Annotated in this window: 21 protein-coding genes and 1 riboswitch; of the genes, 1 reads left to right on the forward strand and 20 read right to left on the reverse strand. The window is 38.2% G+C overall.

From position 1 onward, the window contains the following. Positions 1-66 precede the first annotated feature (66 nt). The 19 genes from AB5Z12_RS19330 to AB5Z12_RS19420 all read right to left on the reverse strand — a co-directional run bounded on the left by AB5Z12_RS19330 (position 67) and on the right by AB5Z12_RS19420 (position 15,285). On the reverse strand, positions 67-2,304 hold the full coding sequence (locus tag AB5Z12_RS19330) for a transporter substrate-binding domain-containing protein (RefSeq protein WP_368368742.1): 2,238 nt from the start codon (positions 2,302-2,304) through the stop codon (positions 67-69). Positions 2,305-2,478: 174 nt separating this feature from the next. Further along, a riboswitch (cyclic di-GMP riboswitch) is annotated at positions 2,479-2,554 on the reverse strand. Positions 2,555-2,825: 271 nt separating this feature from the next. Continuing rightward, entirely contained in the window at positions 2,826-3,005 is a 180-nt protein-coding gene (locus AB5Z12_RS19335; protein ID WP_243880186.1) for a hypothetical protein, read from the reverse strand. A 142-nt stretch (positions 3,006-3,147) separates the two neighbouring features. Then, positions 3,148-3,231 carry a hypothetical protein gene (locus AB5Z12_RS19340; protein ID WP_368368744.1) on the reverse strand — a complete coding sequence of 28 codons (84 nt, stop codon included), beginning with the start codon at positions 3,229-3,231 and terminating at the stop codon, positions 3,148-3,150. A 291-nt stretch (positions 3,232-3,522) separates the two neighbouring features. Continuing rightward, positions 3,523-3,699, reverse strand: coding sequence for a helix-turn-helix domain-containing protein (locus AB5Z12_RS19345; RefSeq protein ID WP_003864535.1), 177 nt, complete (start codon positions 3,697-3,699; stop codon positions 3,523-3,525). 525 nt (positions 3,700-4,224) lie between these two features. After that, on the reverse strand, positions 4,225-5,478 hold the full coding sequence (locus AB5Z12_RS19350; protein WP_055182611.1) for an ATP-binding protein: 1,254 nt from the start codon (positions 5,476-5,478) through the stop codon (positions 4,225-4,227). Between the two features lie 523 nt (positions 5,479-6,001). After that, positions 6,002-7,006 (reverse strand): aldo/keto reductase, encoded by a 1,005-nt coding sequence (locus tag AB5Z12_RS19355; RefSeq protein WP_148462907.1) that lies wholly within the window; start codon positions 7,004-7,006, stop codon positions 6,002-6,004. Positions 7,007-7,016: 10 nt separating this feature from the next. Then, positions 7,017-7,784, reverse strand: coding sequence for a carboxymuconolactone decarboxylase family protein (locus AB5Z12_RS19360; RefSeq protein WP_005349805.1), 768 nt, complete (start codon positions 7,782-7,784; stop codon positions 7,017-7,019). Positions 7,785-7,812: 28 nt separating this feature from the next. After that, positions 7,813-8,283 carry a flavodoxin gene (locus AB5Z12_RS19365; protein WP_148462889.1) on the reverse strand — a complete coding sequence of 157 codons (471 nt, stop codon included), beginning with the start codon at positions 8,281-8,283 and terminating at the stop codon, positions 7,813-7,815. Between the two features lie 126 nt (positions 8,284-8,409). Next, positions 8,410-9,288 (reverse strand): LysR family transcriptional regulator, encoded by an 879-nt coding sequence (locus AB5Z12_RS19370; RefSeq protein ID WP_148462888.1) that lies wholly within the window; start codon positions 9,286-9,288, stop codon positions 8,410-8,412. A gap of 27 nt (positions 9,289-9,315) precedes the next feature. Further along, positions 9,316-9,741, reverse strand: coding sequence for a GNAT family N-acetyltransferase (locus AB5Z12_RS19375; RefSeq protein WP_129976200.1), 426 nt, complete (start codon positions 9,739-9,741; stop codon positions 9,316-9,318). A 305-nt stretch (positions 9,742-10,046) separates the two neighbouring features. Then, positions 10,047-10,886 carry an aldo/keto reductase gene (locus AB5Z12_RS19380; RefSeq protein ID WP_148462887.1) on the reverse strand — a complete coding sequence of 280 codons (840 nt, stop codon included), beginning with the start codon at positions 10,884-10,886 and terminating at the stop codon, positions 10,047-10,049. Between the two features lie 4 nt (positions 10,887-10,890). Beyond that, the gene (locus AB5Z12_RS19385) at positions 10,891-11,274 is read right to left on the reverse strand and encodes a DapH/DapD/GlmU-related protein (protein ID WP_243880188.1); all 384 of its coding nucleotides are present in this window, start codon (positions 11,272-11,274) and stop codon (positions 10,891-10,893) included. A 182-nt stretch (positions 11,275-11,456) separates the two neighbouring features. Beyond that, on the reverse strand, positions 11,457-11,963 hold the full coding sequence (locus AB5Z12_RS19390) for a flavodoxin (RefSeq protein ID WP_330602545.1): 507 nt from the start codon (positions 11,961-11,963) through the stop codon (positions 11,457-11,459). Positions 11,964-11,968: 5 nt separating this feature from the next. Further along, a complete protein-coding gene (locus AB5Z12_RS19395; protein ID WP_148462885.1) occupies positions 11,969-12,352 on the reverse strand; it encodes a MerR family transcriptional regulator in 384 nt (127 codons plus the stop codon). A 16-nt stretch (positions 12,353-12,368) separates the two neighbouring features. Continuing rightward, a complete protein-coding gene (locus AB5Z12_RS19400) occupies positions 12,369-12,866 on the reverse strand; it encodes a flavodoxin (RefSeq protein WP_330602546.1) in 498 nt (165 codons plus the stop codon). Positions 12,867-13,149: 283 nt separating this feature from the next. Next, positions 13,150-13,692, reverse strand: coding sequence for a flavodoxin family protein (locus tag AB5Z12_RS19405; protein ID WP_118198810.1), 543 nt, complete (start codon positions 13,690-13,692; stop codon positions 13,150-13,152). 2 nt (positions 13,693-13,694) lie between these two features. Continuing rightward, on the reverse strand, positions 13,695-14,084 hold the full coding sequence (locus AB5Z12_RS19410) for a DapH/DapD/GlmU-related protein (protein ID WP_330602547.1): 390 nt from the start codon (positions 14,082-14,084) through the stop codon (positions 13,695-13,697). 14 nt (positions 14,085-14,098) lie between these two features. After that, positions 14,099-14,284 (reverse strand): hypothetical protein, encoded by a 186-nt coding sequence (locus AB5Z12_RS19415; protein WP_330602548.1) that lies wholly within the window; start codon positions 14,282-14,284, stop codon positions 14,099-14,101. Positions 14,285-14,286: 2 nt separating this feature from the next. Beyond that, a complete protein-coding gene (locus AB5Z12_RS19420; RefSeq protein WP_148462883.1) occupies positions 14,287-15,285 on the reverse strand; it encodes an alpha/beta hydrolase in 999 nt (332 codons plus the stop codon). A gap of 119 nt (positions 15,286-15,404) precedes the next feature. Between AB5Z12_RS19420 and AB5Z12_RS19425 the strand changes: the two genes are divergently transcribed. After that, positions 15,405-15,842 (forward strand): MerR family transcriptional regulator, encoded by a 438-nt coding sequence (locus AB5Z12_RS19425; protein WP_055154026.1) that lies wholly within the window; start codon positions 15,405-15,407, stop codon positions 15,840-15,842. A 293-nt stretch (positions 15,843-16,135) separates the two neighbouring features. Here AB5Z12_RS19425 and AB5Z12_RS19430 read toward each other — a convergent pair. Next, positions 16,136-17,043: transposase (locus AB5Z12_RS19430; RefSeq protein WP_368368743.1), on the reverse strand; the 908-nt coding region annotated here is incomplete at its 5' end.

Genomic DNA, 17,043 nt, shown 5'->3' on the forward strand with positions numbered 1-17,043 from the left:
ATTTAGTTTTCAAGGAGCGAAATTAAATAAGCAGAATCATAACGATTTTAAGTTGACACTATATTGCTAGCATTGCATTCCAATTCCATTATCTTTTATTTTAAATTCACATGTCATGTGATCTTCTGATCTTTCAATCGTTCTCATACTCATGTAAATAGAACCATTCACCTTATTGTACTTCATACTGTTTGTAAACAGATTCATCAATATTTTTTTCAGATGAACTGCATTGCTCCAAACATATATACCACTGTAATCATCATGTTCTCCCATAACATGAAGTCCTTTTTCTTCTGCCTGAAAGTATAGCGACTCCGTGATTTCTTTACATACCTGATCCAGATTGATGGATTCATCACCAAAAACCACGGTATCCGATTCTAACTTTGCCATATCCAAAACATCATTTACCAATGATAATAGCAGTTTCGAAGACTCATGTATTTTATTCAGGCAATCTTTTGCCCGCTCACCATCATTTCCGCTTTTTTCAAGAATTGTAAGCATGCCCATAATGCCATTGATCGGTGTCCTGATGTCATGAGACATGTTATTTAAAAAGGAAGTCTTAGCCTTATTGGCACTCTGTGCTTCTACAAGTGCATTTTGTAATTCCTGCTGTTTTTCTTCAAGCTCCTGATTCAGCTTCAATGCCTGCTCAGCAGACTTCTTGGATTTTTCTTCCGCACGTTTTGATTTTTTCAAAGAATCAAGAATTATACACAGAACAACGAAAAAAGAAATTCCAGCGATAAGTGAAACTGTCAGTAAATTGTCCTGAATAAAATCCTTCGCTGTAACTTTTCGTGAGGAAGCATTATACGAAACTACTGCACCTGAAAATTGAGTTGTAGGCATAGATGTCAGTGTTTTATTCAGAATGGACAAAAGAACCGGTTCTCCCTGCTGAATAGCAAATGGAACATCAGCTTCTTTTGTCAGGAAAACACTATGAAGCTTATCATTTTTCAAATAGTCTGAAACAGTACCTGAATTGCTTACAATACAATCCGTCTCCCCTTTCTGCATTGCTTTTACTGCTGCATCTGATGTCTCATATTCCACAACCTTCCATTGCGGATAATTGTATGAAAGATATGCTTTCAATGCAAAATCATCTTTTTCAACGGCAACTGTATTCTCTTTATTTTCATCAAAAGAATCCTTTGCCGTAATTGCTGCCATATTGAGAGTCAATAGCGTATCCGACAAAGCAAATCCATTTGTTTCTGCAAAGTATGGATTCTGGTTTGCATGAAAAATCAGGTCTATTTTTCCATCCTGCAATGCCTGAAGCAGTTCACTTCTTGTCTCATATCCATTTAATTCAAATTCCAGAGTCTGACCTTGCAGACAATTTTCTGCAAGATCCACATAATCTGTAATAACACCTGTCAGTTTACCTGTTGATGGATCTACACTGCTGATACCTCCATCCTGATTCAGATACCCTATCCGGATTGCACCATGCTGCCCGATCCACTCACTTTCTTCTTTTGAAAGAAACGAGCTGCTCTGTGCAGAAAGATAACGCCTGTAGAGATCATCAGTGTAAAATGGATTGTCATCCTTGATTCTGCGCATAGCACTATCCAGTGCTTCTTTGATATCCGGACGTTTGGGATTTATGGCAAAATAGATTTCTGTCTCTCCAATACTTGTAAGCGGTGAAATATCCGATTCTTCCCAACGGGATTCTTCTACCGAAACGAAGCAGTCAATTTCATGTTTCGATAGTTTGTCCATAATTTCTGTGGTATTAGAAACATTGACATGCTGCGTATGCAGACCATATTTTGATTCCCATTCATTAAGCACATCCTCCACTATATTATCTTTAGACACACCAATATTTTTTCCCTCAAAAGAATCCAAATTTCCTGCTGTAAGATCCCTATTGGATGCATCCGTATAGATGTAATATTTCTCTTCCCCCATAGGCATATCGGAAAAAAGCATATTTTCAGCACGTTCGTCTGTATAGGAAATGTCACCAAGAATATCAATCTCTCCATTTTCCAACTGTGTAAAGCAGTTTTTCCAATCACTTGTTATGTATTTATATGTCCATCCTGCATAACCTGCAATATCTTGAAGATACTCATAACCATAGCCGCTTCTTTCTCCCTTTTCATTGACTACATTATAAGTTTCCTCAAAAGATCCTACCCGGATAACATTGTCAGAGTTTTCTTTGGCAAATGTAGGAACGGATAAAACAATAAAACATATAATTGTGCAAAATATAATGTAACAAAATTTGAAATTCATTATATTCTGTACTAATTTGCACTTCTTCATCTTTCTCCCCTCCTCTAGGCTACAGTTGCTTGCTTCCAGATTTTAATTTTACATTCATTAATTATCAATAACCTCCCCGCTATTTTTCACAATATTTTTCCAAACAGCTTCTGTATTACTTATTCAAGTGCTCTACCATAAAAAAGCACTGCCAAACAGACAGTGCACCTCATTTCATGCAACTGGCTGCCATTTTACAGGCCCTGTAGCTTTGCGTCCCAGACTTTCATCTGGTTTGCCGATTTTCTTATTATAGCTTTAATACTTATGCAAAAAAACTGATTTCATTATACTTTAATGCTCTAGTATACACAAGAAAACATTACCGTTTTAACGACAAAAAATAAAAAAAGAACAGCCGATACATATACTCAAACTGTTCTTCTACTTCCGAAGACCACGCAGCATTGACATCACTGTTTCCTGCTCATTTGTACTCAGATTGTTCCATATCCTTAAAACTTCTTTCTGTTTTTCTGTCAGATTCTCTGAATTACCTTCCTGAAAAAACTGTGATAATGTCACGCCCAAAGCTGTACATATTTTTCAAGTGTGATCAGCGACGGCAGGTTTTCCTGCGCCATGATTCTTCCCAGTGATGACTGGAAAATTCCCGATAGCTGCGATAATCTATATTTACTGATATCACGCTTTTCACACAAAGATGTTATTTTATCCGCAATATACTTCTCTATCTGCAAGTAACTATACCTCATTTTCGCTTATATCGTTTTTATAATATCACAGACAGTTACGTTTGTCACATAAAAGTTTGAATACTCAAACAAAAAATAAGCCTGCCATCATCCGCAGATTTCTCCACAGACAACAATAGGCTTCCTACTATCTCATCAACTCATTCACTTTTCTCTGCACTGCCCTATAATCATATCCCGCAGCCTGCAGCCTCTTCTTCCTGTCCTGCACATATACCCAACAGTCAATACTACTGGCTTGAGAGATAATTCCTGTTATGATTTTACCTCTTTTTTCTCACATGCTCTGATTTGATCTCATAAATAAAACCGGTAGAGATTTCGCTCTCCACCGGTCTGCCTTTATCCTAATTATCTTCCCCTTTCATAATTGCTGTTGCCATTTATTTTTCACTTCCTGTCTTTTTAGTGTTAGTGTTTTTTTCTTATATCATATCTCAAATCCAGAAAAAAATTTAGGATGTCGATGCAGACAAAATCTGCCTGATCAACATCCTGTTTTTTACTGTTCCAAGTTATCGAGCCAGTCATCGAAACTCTTCTTGGATATGCGATACTTTCCGCCATCCAACTGGATCCACCGGAATTCCTTTTTCTTCAAAAGGTTATAAATAGTAGGTCTGCTAACTCCTAAGATTTCCTGTAACTCTTGAACTGTATAACATCTTTTTTCTGACATTTCTTTATCCTCTTTTCTTTGAAATATGAAAGAAAAATTATCCCTTCATATAACGAAACGCTCAGCGCATGTTTTACAGTGGTCAAAAGCAATCTTTTTGAAAGTGGGTGACTATATAAAAACAATCACGAGAGCAAAATATCTCAATAGAATCATTGAACTGAGTCTTCTTGCGAGTTTTTTAAATACCACTCGTAAGAAACTCGTAACATTAGATTTTTCAGTAAAGAAAAAGAGCATATGGAATTAAATCCATACACTCTATGATTACTGGGACTTTATTTCATTTTTAATTCAACAAACTTTTGTTTATTTCGTTCTTAAGTTCATCTTTATTCTCGTATGTTCTCACTATCGGAATCGTACTCTATCTGTTCTACATAATCTGCGGAACAGTCTCATTTGTACGGATAAAAAAATAAACTGAGCCACGGCTGTTCCAACATGAAATCAGCCGTGGCCTTATTTATATCATTTCACTCTTTTTTGAAATAGAACAACACCACAGCAACAACTCAAATCGACTTAAAATTCCAGACTATTCGCATTCAGCAAGAAATACTTCATTCCCATGATGACAAAACCTTCATCATTTCTCCAAGGCTTTTTGCTGCCATTTACAATGACGATCTTCTTGAAAGAGTCCGGGATATTACGCAGAGAATTGAACTCCTGCGTCTGTTTTTCTTCCGAAGTCATGTCATATGCAACCTGGATATAGTATCTCTGGTTTCCTTGATTCACCACAAAGTCAACCTCCAACTGCTTGCGAACACGTTTTCCCTCTTTATCCTTATCGAAGATATCCACGACACCCACATCAACATTGTAGCCACGGATCAGCAGCTCGTTATAAACAATGTTCTCCATGATATGAGTAGGCTCCTGCTGTCTGAAATTCAGACGTGCATTTCTCAGTCCCAGATCAGTAAAGTAGTATTTCAGATTTGCACCGATATACTTTCTGCCCTTAATATCGTATCGGCTTGCCTTGGAAATCAAAAAGGCATCTGTCAAATGGTCGATATGCTTGGAGATGGTTTTATTAGCATAAGTCATCTGGCGCTCACTGGCAAAGGTATTGGCAATCTTTGAAGGGTTGGTCGGTGCGCCGATTGCAGATGCAAGCACATCAACCAGAATCCCAATCTCATCCACGTTCTGAATCTTATTTCTTTCAATAACATCCTTCAGATAGACATTTGCAAAGATGTTCTTCAGATAATCCGCTTTCTGTCGTTCGCTCTGGAAACTTACGATCTGCGGCAATCCTCCGTAGATCATGTAGTCATCCCAGGCATCATCATAATCGCCGTCATAAACAGAATAAAACTCTGCAAAGGAGAGAGGGTAGATTCTAATCTCATCACCTCTGCCACGGAATTCGGTCACAATGTCGCTGGACAGGAACTTGGAATTACTTCCGGTGACATACACATCAATATTGCTCATGCGTAGCAGGCTGTTCAGCACTTCCTCAAATCGTGGCATGAACTGCACTTCATCCAAAAGGAGATAATACTTCCCGTCGTCTTTCATGGCATCCTTGATGTACTTGAAGCATACCTTGGGATCTCTTAATTCCTCGTTCTCAATACCATCCAATGCAATTTCAATAATATGATCAACATCAACGCCGTTCTCCAGTAAGTATCTCTTAAAGATGGTAAATAGCAAAAAGGATTTGCCACATCTACGAATGCCGGTAATCACCTTTATCATTCCATTATCTTTTCGCTCGATCAGCTGCTGTAGGTAAGCGTCTCTTTTAATCTCCATCGTTACACTCCCCATTTCCGTGCATCTACACACTTTTTAGTAATGAGATTCTATCACAGAACGACCTGAATTTCAATATGCATTCCCATTTTATGTGCATCTACACACTTTTATGTAATGTTAATAAATATATTTTCAGATTTTTTTGATTGCAGTGTCTATAATCGACTACTCCAATCGTTATTATAGGTAAACAACAAAAAGAAGATGGTTCCGATGTTTCATTAAATATGTTCGTTAGTCTTTTACGCAAAGGATTCTATCTCCTCTGCGCCCTAATACTTTTCGGATTCAGTTCAACAGTCGAGTAGACTAAGACCTCTCAATCTTAGCCCCTCACAGATCCGTACGTGCGGCTTTCCCGCATACGGCTCCTCATAGTAACATTCGCTTCAATATAAACAATAAATAGTACGTTTTAGGTTTTGCTAACGGGTAATACTTGAGCATTTCCACAAATCCATTCCATGTGTATGCTCGTCTACAACCTCTCCGATTCATACACTCTATGATTACTGAAACTTTATTTCTTTTCATCAAGCAAAATAACACCTTGCGCCGGATTTTTATCAATTGCACCAACTATCTCATGTGGAACATATGGCTCTTCAAGATATGCAAGGTCTTCGGCAGTTAATTTAATGTCAAATGCTCCAGCTGAATCATCCAGATACTGCGTTTTGGTTGCCCCAATAATAGGCGATAGAATTCCCTTTGCCCACTGCCATGCAATGGCTATCTGGGACATTTTGCAGTTATACTTTTCGGCAAGCTCCGCTACACGTTTAACTATCTGTATGTCTTCCGCTTCAGTCTTATCATATTTTCCCATGGCAACCCTATCCGTGGTTCCACGAAGAGACTCTGATTTCCACTGTGGTCTTGCCAGATGTCCGGCTGCAAGAGGGCTATACGGCATTAACGAAACTTTCATTTGCTTACAAATTGGTAGCAATTCTCTCTCATCCTCTCTGTAAAGCAAATTATAATGATTCTCCATCGCAGAAAATGGTGTCCATCCATTGTCTCTTGCGGCTAACTGCATATTATAAAACTGATATCCATACATGGCAGATGCACCAAGTGCCCTGACCTTTCCTGCTTTTACCAGATCGTGCAGTGCCTCCATAGTTTCTTCAATTGGTGTATCATAGTCAAATCTATGGATGATATATAAATCAAGATAGTCGGTTCCAAGACGTGACAGAGTTCCATCTATTTCCCTCATGATTGCCTGTCTTGATAAACGACCTTCATTAAAATATACCTTGGATGCAATCACAACCTGATTTCTCGCTACATTTTTCTTCAATGCTTTACCTAAATATTCCTCACTTGTTCCTGCTGAATATCCATTTGCTGTATCAAAAAAGTTATATCCCAAATCAAGTGCATGCTTGATAACATTCTCACTTTCAGCTTCATCCAACGTCCAGTCATGCATGGTTCCAGCTTTCCCAAAACTCATGCAGCCCACACATAATTTTGACACTTCTATATCTGTATTTCCGAGTTTACCGTATTCCATAGTGCTCTCCTTATCTTAATCCAGCGTACTCTTTCTCCGATACCGCCTCACACCACTCATTGGAACAATCCACTCCCGGCACCTCAATTGCCAGATGGGAAAACCATTCATCCGGAGCGGCCCCATGCCAGTGCTTTACATCTACCGGAATGTTAATACAGTCACCCGGTTTCATTTCTACCGCATCCCTGCCTTCTTCCTGATAAAACCCTCGGCCGGCTACACATACTAAGATCTGCCCGCCACCGCTTTTTGCATGATGAATATGCCAATTATTCCTGCATCCGGGTTCAAATGTCACGTTGAAAATGCCAACCTGAGAAGTGGAAATCGGTGCAAGAAAACTTCTTCCAGAAAAATACTGTGCAAAGCCATCATTTGGTGCACCAATTGGAAATACCATCTCTTTTGCATGCACCCGCATTGCTTCCTCTTCGTATGGTAAATCTCCTTCACCTGCCTCCCACACTTCCTTTGCAAGATTGAAAACAGCCCATGCTTTTGGCCATCCTGCATAAAATGCGACATGTGTGATTACTGCGGCAATCTCTTTTTGTGTTACACCATGATTTTTTGCATTTTGAAGATGATATTTTAAAGAAGAATCTGTAATTCCGGAAGCCATCAGAGCAACCACTGTGATGATACTTCTTGTTTTTACGTCGATGTCCTGGTTATTCCAGTTTTCGCCGAAAAGTACATCATCGTTAAAATGTGCAAATTCCGGTGCGAATTCACCAAGTGTATTTCTTCCTGCTGTCTGTACTATTTTTCCCATTTTCTGTATACCTCCATAGCACTGTTATTTATAAAGATTTTACCCACTCACTGATTTCCTGTTTTGTTCCACGGTTTAACAGGCTGCCTTCTGTGATAACCGCATCCGGTGCAGATGGCTGTAATTCCTTTACAGTATTACCGAATCCACTTCCACCGGATGTTGCAAAGAGCACAATCTTTTTGCCACTGAAATCATAGGCTTCCAAAAATGTATTGACAATTGTCGGAGCTACATACCACCAGATTGGGAATCCCAGAAGGATCTCGTCATAAGAACTCATATCCACCTTTTTCTTCATAATCTCCGGTCTGTATTTCTTATCACTCATTTCCACACTGCTGCGGGATTTTTTATTCATCCAGTCAAGATCAGCCTTTGTATATGGAACTTTTGGCTCAATCTCAAATAAATCCGCTTTTGCTTCCTCTGCAATCATTTCTGCTACTTTTTTTGTTGTCCCGCTTGCACTGAAAAATGCGACTAAATTTTTACTCATAATAAAAATCCCCTTTCTTTGCGAATTTTTCGTATAAAAATAGATGTATAAGATTTGAATTTCTCTTATACATCTATTTTATACCTGATATTTTTATTATGTCTAATGCTTATATTGAATTCCATTCTATGCCTGAAAAGCATTTATTTCTTCTATCATTTTACTGACCGCCAGAGAATATGGAATGTTTCGTCTCCAGGCAATCACAGTACTTGTTGTGATTTCAGGAGAAATTCTTCGCTGTACAAGAATATCCTCCCGCCAATACTTTGCAGCACCTTCGATGGATACCGGATAGCCCAGTCCATTTGCTGCCATAACTCCGGCATTCGTTCCAAGATTACTTGTAAAAGCAATCTGCAGTTTCGAAAAGTCTTTTCCAAACCAATTGGCAAGTTCACTTTGAACATTTACTCTTTCCGGCAGGATCAATGGTTTTCCAATAAGATCTTCTTTTCTTATAAACTCTTTTTCTGCCAGCGGATCATCCGGCCGCATTCCAACACACCAGTGATCGCAATCTGTGATCCGGATATAATCCAGCCCTTCGGTGTCCACCGGCTCCATGAATAATGCAATATCTACAAGTCCTTTGTTCATCATCTCATACACTGCATCTGCTGTTGCAGTATGCAATACAATCTGAACCAGCGGGTATTTTTCTTTATATGTTTTACATATCTCCGCCAATGTCTCCACCGCTGCAAATTCACCGCATCCAATGGTTATCGTGCCCTCTACAACCTCTTCTTTTCCTTTCAGTTCCTCAAGCGTTCTTTCCTCAAGATTAAGAATCTCCAGGGCACGCCTTTTTAATAAAATTCCTTCATCAGTAAGCGATATTTTCTTTCCGTTTCGAATAAATAATGTTATTCCCAGGTCCTCTTCAAATGCTGCCATTTGTCTGGAAAGCGTTGGCTGGGTAATATGCAATTGTTCTGCTGCTTTTGTAAAGCTCTGTTCTTTTGCTACTGTCAGAAAATAGCGCAATAGTCTTAATTCCATATTTTTTATTCCCACAACTTCCGATTTCTATTTTTGTTTCCATAGCATAGTGTACTCTTTTTCACCAGTATCTTCATCCAAACCTTCACATTGAATAATGAACCCTTCTCTTTGGTAAAAAGAAATTGCTCTGGCATTCTTCTGATATACATTTAATCGTAAGCTGACTTTTTTATCCTTAATATAATCCAATAAAAGCTTACCTATGCCACATGACTGCATTTCATCAGAGACAAAAATACCTTCGATATATTCATCATTTAGTCCTACAAATCCTTGTATCATTTTATCTGCTTCAAACACATAAACTTCGGATTGTGACAGCATTTCTTTCACTAATTCATAATTACTTTTCCAGTATTGATTGGAAATAAAATAATGTGCTTTCAGATTTGTCTTTAACCATATGTCAGCGACTCTATCGATATCTCTGTTCAGCAACTTTCTAATCATAACAAATATTCTCCACAACAACATCCTTTATGCTTTTCTCTTTTATCTATTCTATCACAAGCTCACCATTAATCATCATTTTTTTGATATTTTTCTTTTCCCCCACTGTAAAACAGCCTCTGAGCGTTTCGTTATATAGAGGGATACAAATAAGAGCAAGATCCACCCATGTTTAACGGTATTGCCATTTGGCCTCCCGTCAACCTATGGGTTTTATCTTGATGGGGATCTCCCCATACCCTCTTCATAACAGACGTTTCACTTGATATCCATACATCATTTTTGCTCATACTATTTTCTCCATATTATTTTTCAAACTCTGGTTTCCAGTTTGCAAACTGTACAAGCTGTTCATCCGTGCGGTGATAATATCTTTCATTCTTGTCCAGCTTTGCAATCTGTTCCATTTCTTCATCTGTTAATGCAAAATCAAAGATATCCATATTGTCCTTAATGTGTTCTGCATTTTTACTTCCAGGAATTACAACAAATCCCATCTGAGTATGCCAACGGAGAATAACCTGTGCAGGTGTTTTTCCATATTTTTTGCCAAGTCCTGCAAATACCAACTCATTCATTAATGTTGTATCTCCATGTCCCAGCGGATACCAGCTCATAAGCTTAATTCCATATTTGTCTAAAGTTACACGAAGTTCTTTCTGTGTGAAATATGGATGTGCTTCCACCTGAATAAACTGAGGTACAATTTCCCACTTTGTTTCCAACTCTTCCATATATTTTCCTTCAAAATTCGAGATACCAATGGATTTTGCTTTGCCCTCTCTATACGCTTTTTCAAGCATTCTGTATCCGGCAAGCCAGTTGCCTGCAGGCTGGTGTATATAAAGTAAATCCACATAATCAACACCAAGTCTTTCTAGAGTTTCTTCTACAGTATTCTCATTTTCATATTCACTAGCCCATATTTTTGTTGATAGAAATATATTTTTTCTGTCAATTCCACTATCCTTGATTGCTCTTCCAACTGCACGCTCATTTACATAAGCATTTGCTGTATCAATTAGGGAATATCCCATTTTTAATGCCTCTAATGTACTTGTGTAGGCATCCTCTGGTGATAACATAAAAGTTCCTAGTCCAAGCATTGGACATTCCAAATTGTTATTCAACTTCATATTTTCCATCTTTTTAGTCCTCCTGAAATTTTTCTTTATCAAGCATTTTTATTACTTTTGCCGGATTTCCAACTGCTACTGCATAATCCGGTACATCCTTTGTCACTACAGATCCAGCTCCCACAATTGCGTGTCTTCCAATACATACTCCCGGAAGTATCGTAGCTCCAGCTCCTACCCAGGCATATTCTCTTATCAGAACAGGCTTACAAGTCAGAGTACACAAATCATATGGATCATGATTATTGGAAATAAGCTGTACATTTGCAGCAATCATAGCATTGTCTTCAATCGTTATTCCACCTCTTGCCATTGCAAGAAGATTAGAATTGATAAATACATTCCTGCCAATCTTTACGCTTCCAACACATGCTCCATTAAGCGGTGGTGATATCATACTCCCATCTCCTAGGTTATTTCCAAACAATTCCTTTAATAAATGATTATATTCATCAGTAAAAGGCATTGTATGATTAATCTGAAATAATATTTTTGTCTGACGTTGCCCTTCTGTACTTTCTTTTATTGACGCAGTTCTTACATCAACACGTATTTCCTTGCATTCCATTTTTCTAACCTCTATTTCTGTATCCATCTTTCAAGTACATCTTTCGCTTGATCTACGCTGCTTCCATGTATCGCAATGCCTTTCTCAGTCACTGCACCTTTTGCACTTTTTTTAATATCACTCTCCGTATTTGACAATCCGCTTCCTTCATGCGTACAGAATGGATGAATTTTCTTTCCTGTAAAATCATAACTTTCCAGAAAAGTATATACAGCCATTGGCATGGTTCCCCAGTAATTCGGGTATCCAAGATAAATCTCGTCATATTGATCTATGTCCTGTGGCAGATTTAGTATCTCTGGTCGTTTTCCTGTCTGTTTATCCTCTTTTGCCTGTGCAATGCAGGTATTATAATCAGCGGCATAGGGAATCTTTTGCTCGATTTTGAAAAGGTCTGCTCCTATCATATCAGCTATCATTTTTGCAGCTTTCTCAGTATTGCCAATCTGAATATATTTCATGGAACCGCCAAAATAATTTTCATCTGCTCTTGAATAAAATGCTACCAGCTTTGCCATTTGTACTATTCCTCCTTTGTCCATACCAGTTTTCCTGTTTTCATTGCTTCTTCATACCGTGATATCTTATAAGAAAGCCTGTCCATAGTTTCCTCTATCTGCTCTTTTTGCTTCTGAAGAATATCCATCTGCTCATTCAACAACTCAAGTCTCGCAGGTATTGTAGAATCTCCCGCCCTAAATAGCCTTTGATATTCAATCAGACTTTCTATGGGAAGTCCTGCATTTCTCATACATACTGCAAGCTCAACCCATCTAAGATCTTCTTCCTGGTAATCCCGAATTCCTCCGGATGTTCTTGTAACTTTAGGAATCACATTAACCCTCTCATAATAACGGAGGGTATCCTGTGAAATACCATATTTTTCTGACACTTCTTTTATTGTCATATTCTTCCTCCACAATTTAAAGAAGATTTTTCACACTCTGTATCCATTCATTAATTTGTTCCTGAGGTGTCTCCAGATTACTTCCACCTGTAGAATCAAACTGTATCTGCATATCGCAAACCACATTTGCGCCTTTGCAGGCTGCTTTCATATCCTTTATTACATGCCCTGGCCAGCCACCATTTGTCATAAAAGGTACTACTGTCTTTCCGGTAAAATCCTGTTGGTGCAGAAATGTTTTTACAGCCGGAGCCATTGTGTACCACCATGTAGGTGTCCCAACTGCGATGACATCATAATCTGCAATATTGATATCCAGCGGTTTAATTTCAGGTTCGTATCCGCGCTGCACTTCATTCTGTCCCTGATTTACCACATCATCATAACTGCCAGTATATGGAACTACGGTATCTATTTTTAGAATATCGCTATCAGTCTCACTCTGCAGCATTTTTGCAATTCTTTCCGTGTTTCCATTTGACCATGAATAATATATAATCAGTAATTTCTTCATCTTTTTACCTCCTGTTTCGATTAGCATACTACTTGAAGTTAACTCCAAGTCAAGAGCTTTTGATTTTTTCTTCATAAACGCTGGTATGACGCAGACTGTGGAAGACCCAAGACTCGCTACTGGCGGTTGGTTAGACCTTACCAGACAGGCATTCCACCTGCTAGACTACTCGCCCTTATCTGGGCGCACAATTCCGATTTGACGGTAATTTCTGTTTCTCTACATCCTACAAGCCCAGATAAAACTAATATACACAGACTAAATAACAGTACTCTTTTCAAACTCATAATTTCTTTCCAAGTTCATATGCTTTTTTCATCACATCAGCATGGCTTGCAGCTATATTTGCAGCATCAATTCCACCGCCACCGACCATGCCTTTCAAGGAAGCTTTTTCAAAACAGTCTACCCAGCCTTGCAGACCATTGTAGGCTTTTTCAAATGCACTTTCATCATTCTCAGCGGCAGTTGCAATCATATAAATATCTCTGAATGAATAATCTGTCGAATATAAAGGATTCAATCTATCAAGAAGTGTTTTCATCTGGCCACACATCTCATAGTAATAAATTGGTGTTGCATAGACAATGACCTCCGCATCCTTTACTTTTGCCATAATATCTGCAACATCATCCTTCAGTACACACATCCCATTCCTCTGACAGGATAGACAACCGATACAATATTTTATATCTTTTCCTTTCAAAGAAAGAAGTTCCACATCATGCCCGGCTTCTTTTGCTCCCTTTGCACACTCATTTGCAAGTATATCAGAATTGCTGCCTCCTCGAAGACTTGTCGATATGATCAATACTTTTTTTGCCATGATTAAATTTCTCCTTTTTCAGTGTCTTTTTTAACCTTCCGTATAACTTTCGCAGGCACTCCTGCCGCAATCATATTGGCCGGAACATCTTTTGTTACAACTGCTCCGGCTGCAATGACCGAACCTTCACCAATCGTAACCCCCGGAAGAACCGTTACATTTGCTCCAAGCCACACTTTTTTTTCGATGTGAATCGGCTGAAATATCATACCGGCTCTTTTCTCGGGATCTTCCATATGATTGATCGTTGCCAATACTGCATTATGTCCAATCAGGACTCCATCCTCTATATAAATACCACCCTGATCCTGAAACTTACATCCTGCATTAATAAAAACATTTTTACCTATATGGATATTTCGTCCGCAGTCTGTATAAAACGGAGGAAACATTCCAAAACTTTCATCTATTTTTGTCCGGTAAGTTCCGACATAAGCTGTATAATTTCTTCTTTTGTATGATATTTGTTATTCAGCTCCATCGTTATCTTTAATGCCCTTTGAGACAGCTCATGCATAACCAAATGTTCTTCACTTCCACCATCTACGATATATCCGGGCTTCATATTACTCAAATATTCTTCACACGTCATAATTAACCAACTCCGTTTTCTTTAAAAAATTTCTGAATTTTGTCAAATGGGATCACATCCGGATTATCGTATAGATCTGTATGAACAGCTCCCGGAATTGTCAGCAGTTCTTTATTGGATGTGTACTTGCTGTTCTTGATCATATTTTCATAAGCATCTTTTCCAAAATAATAGCTGTGTGCTTTTTCTCCATGAACGATAAGGACTGCACTTCTTATTTCATTACTGTACTTTAATATTGGCTGATTCATAAATGACATACATCCAATACTGTTCCAGCCATCATTTGAATTCAGGCTCCTTTTATGATAACATCTGCCTTTATAATACTCACTGTAATCTTTTACGAAGAAAGGTGCATCTTCCGGAACCGGAAGGGGAACACAACCACCGCCTCTTGAATATTCGCCTTTACGGTATTCTTCTGTCCTGAGGGTATTCAGTGACTGTTTCTTTGCATAACGTGCTTCTTCACTGTCCTCAGAATCAAAGTATCCATTCGCATTTACTCTTGTCATATCATACATGGTAGAAGCAACGGTTGCTTTTATTCTTGTATCCAGTGCAGCTGCATTAAGAGCCATTCCACCCCAGCCACAGATCCCAATGATTCCTATTTTATCTGGATCCACATCTTCCCGAACAGAAAGGAAATCTACCGCAGCCATGAAATCTTCTGTATTAATATCCGGAGAAGCCATGAATCTTGGATTGCCTCCACTTTCCCCCGTAAAAGAAGGATCAAATGCAATGATAAGATATCCTTTTTCAGCCATCGTCTGCGCATATAATCCGGAACACTGTTCTTTGACTGCGCCAAATGGTCCGCTTACGGCAATTGCAGGATATTTCCCAGATGCATTTTTCGGTTTATACAAATCTGCAGCAAGTGTGATTCCATAACGATTTACAAATGTCACTTTCTTATGGTCTACTTTTTCACTCTGTGGAAAAGTTTTATCCCATTCAGATACCAGCTTTAATTCTTCTGTTTTTAACATATTTAACATCCTCCATATGCAAAATTTCTTGTAATTACACTAACAATAGTATATGATATAAATATCTTACAGTCTAAAGTTAACTTTAGGTCAAGCATAAATTTGAAAGAAGGTTTTTTATGTATACAATCGGTCAGGTCTCTGCAATGTTTAATCTTCCTGTTTCTACATTAAGGTATTATGACAAGGAAGGCTTTTTCCCTAATCTGGAACGCAAGGGAAATATCCGTTATTTCAGCGATAATGAATTAGAAGCACTTCGTATCATTGAATGTCTGAAGAAATCCGGTCTTGAGATAAAAGATATAAAGCAATTTTTTATCTGGGTATCTGAAGGCAGCTCCAGCTATGAAAAAAGGAAAGAATTATTTGAAACCAGAAAATCAGCTGTTGAAACTGAAATTCAGGAACTTCAAAAAACTCTCTCCCTCTTAAAATTCAAGTGCTGGTATTACGAAACAGCAATGAAAGATGGTAACGAAGATGCTATAAATGCCATGTTGCCTGACAAACTTCCAAAAAATATACAGAAACTATATGATAAAGGGCATGACTGATTTTTGCTTTCTCCATCAAACTGTTAAGGAAACAATCGGAGTTGGTGTAAACGAAAAAGCAGCCTTGAGTTCTGATAAAAACTGCCCTTTCGTTTACATCAATTTCGATTTTACCTTGGTGAACAAAGTCGCGTCCCTTTAGCCGATAGCTATGGGGATTCAATCGTTGCTCTTTTCCTTAAGTTTATCATACTGGGTGTTTTGGTAAAAGTTTTTTTATTCAAGAAATCAATTTCAGGCATGACAAACAAACCTCCTATGCGGAAGTCATTTATTCTATGCAATTGTAGATTTTAACATCTCATATGTGCATGAAAAGAAGAACTGTATTTATCTTTGCGGGGTGATACCATATTCCCTCCGCAAGAAGAACATTTGCATACATCAATGTGATACAAAACCTTTATCATTTCTACTGCATTTAGATTTTTTAATGTAGAAATGTATTTCTTGCATCCAAGCAGGTTTCTGCAGAGAGTTATCTTTTTTCTCTTGTTTCTACATGATAGCAGACCATAGTGCCGGATTCTGACAAATCGTTTGGGTGGAACATGCATCATGAATCGACGGATGAATTCTTCTCCTGAAATTGTTTTCTCTTTCCAGTGGCCTTCGTTTTTATAGTCTTTTACTGCATATGTAACTGTCGTATCCGTCATGGATTTGATTCGATGATTACTGATTGCTATCCTGTGGGTATATTTTCCAAGATAATTGATAACCGACTGTGCACCATTGAAAGTTTCTTTACAGTAAGTGACCCAGTTCTTTTCATAACACTTATCAAGAAGTTCTTTAAAACGATAGCTGTTCTGATATTTCTCTGCTGTACCATGAAATTTAAGCTTAGAATCATTCCACAGGCTTTTTAACTCATCCAGATATTTTCCACGGAACACTTTTGAGATGACACCATATGGGAGAAAAAAATTTCCACCTGTGTCTTTCCATTTATTTTCATCATCAAGCCCACCTCCAAGAACAATGGTATGAATATGAGGATGATAATTCATTGCAGAGCCCCAGGTATGAAGAATGCAGATATACCCTATATCAGCTCCCAGATACTTTGCATCTTTTGACAATTCATTCAATGTGGCTGAAGCAACATGATACAGTGCATCATATAACAGCTTCTGGTTGCTGTAAATAATGGAATTCAATTCCTCAGGAACTGTGAATACTACATGATAATAGGGTG

Source organism: Ruminococcus sp. RTP21358st1_G6_RTP21358_211008, assembly GCF_040908885.1.
Taxonomy (GTDB): domain Bacteria; phylum Bacillota; class Clostridia; order Lachnospirales; family Lachnospiraceae; genus Blautia_A; species Blautia_A faecis.

Coding starts and splice junctions, on each gene's coding strand:
- AB5Z12_RS19330 (WP_368368742.1), bottom strand. CDS start 2,304: ATGAAGAAGTGCAAATTAGTACAGAATATAATGAATTTCAAATTTTGT.
- AB5Z12_RS19345 (WP_003864535.1), bottom strand. CDS start 3,699: ATGTCAGAAAAAAGATGTTATACAGTTCAAGAGTTACAGGAAATCTTA.
- AB5Z12_RS19350 (WP_055182611.1), bottom strand. CDS start 5,478: ATGGAGATTAAAAGAGACGCTTACCTACAGCAGCTGATCGAGCGAAAA.
- AB5Z12_RS19355 (WP_148462907.1), bottom strand. CDS start 7,006: ATGGAATACGGTAAACTCGGAAATACAGATATAGAAGTGTCAAAATTA.
- AB5Z12_RS19360 (WP_005349805.1), bottom strand. CDS start 7,784: ATGGGAAAAATAGTACAGACAGCAGGAAGAAATACACTTGGTGAATTC.
- AB5Z12_RS19365 (WP_148462889.1), bottom strand. CDS start 8,283: ATGAGTAAAAATTTAGTCGCATTTTTCAGTGCAAGCGGGACAACAAAA.
- AB5Z12_RS19370 (WP_148462888.1), bottom strand. CDS start 9,288: ATGGAATTAAGACTATTGCGCTATTTTCTGACAGTAGCAAAAGAACAG.
- AB5Z12_RS19375 (WP_129976200.1), bottom strand. CDS start 9,741: ATGATTAGAAAGTTGCTGAACAGAGATATCGATAGAGTCGCTGACATA.
- AB5Z12_RS19380 (WP_148462887.1), bottom strand. CDS start 10,886: ATGGAAAATATGAAGTTGAATAACAATTTGGAATGTCCAATGCTTGGA.
- AB5Z12_RS19385 (WP_243880188.1), bottom strand. CDS start 11,274: ATGATATCACCACCGCTTAATGGAGCATGTGTTGGAAGCGTAAAGATT.
- AB5Z12_RS19390 (WP_330602545.1), bottom strand. CDS start 11,963: ATGGCAAAGCTGGTAGCATTTTATTCAAGAGCAGATGAAAATTATTTT.
- AB5Z12_RS19395 (WP_148462885.1), bottom strand. CDS start 12,352: ATGACAATAAAAGAAGTGTCAGAAAAATATGGTATTTCACAGGATACC.
- AB5Z12_RS19400 (WP_330602546.1), bottom strand. CDS start 12,866: ATGAAGAAATTACTGATTATATATTATTCATGGTCAAATGGAAACACG.
- AB5Z12_RS19405 (WP_118198810.1), bottom strand. CDS start 13,692: ATGGCAAAAAAAGTATTGATCATATCGACAAGTCTTCGAGGAGGCAGC.
- AB5Z12_RS19410 (WP_330602547.1), bottom strand. CDS start 14,084: ATGTTTCCTCCGTTTTATACAGACTGCGGACGAAATATCCATATAGGT.
- AB5Z12_RS19415 (WP_330602548.1), bottom strand. CDS start 14,284: ATGACGTGTGAAGAATATTTGAGTAATATGAAGCCCGGATATATCGTA.
- AB5Z12_RS19420 (WP_148462883.1), bottom strand. CDS start 15,285: ATGTTAAAAACAGAAGAATTAAAGCTGGTATCTGAATGGGATAAAACT.
- AB5Z12_RS19425 (WP_055154026.1), top strand. CDS start 15,405: ATGTATACAATCGGTCAGGTCTCTGCAATGTTTAATCTTCCTGTTTCT.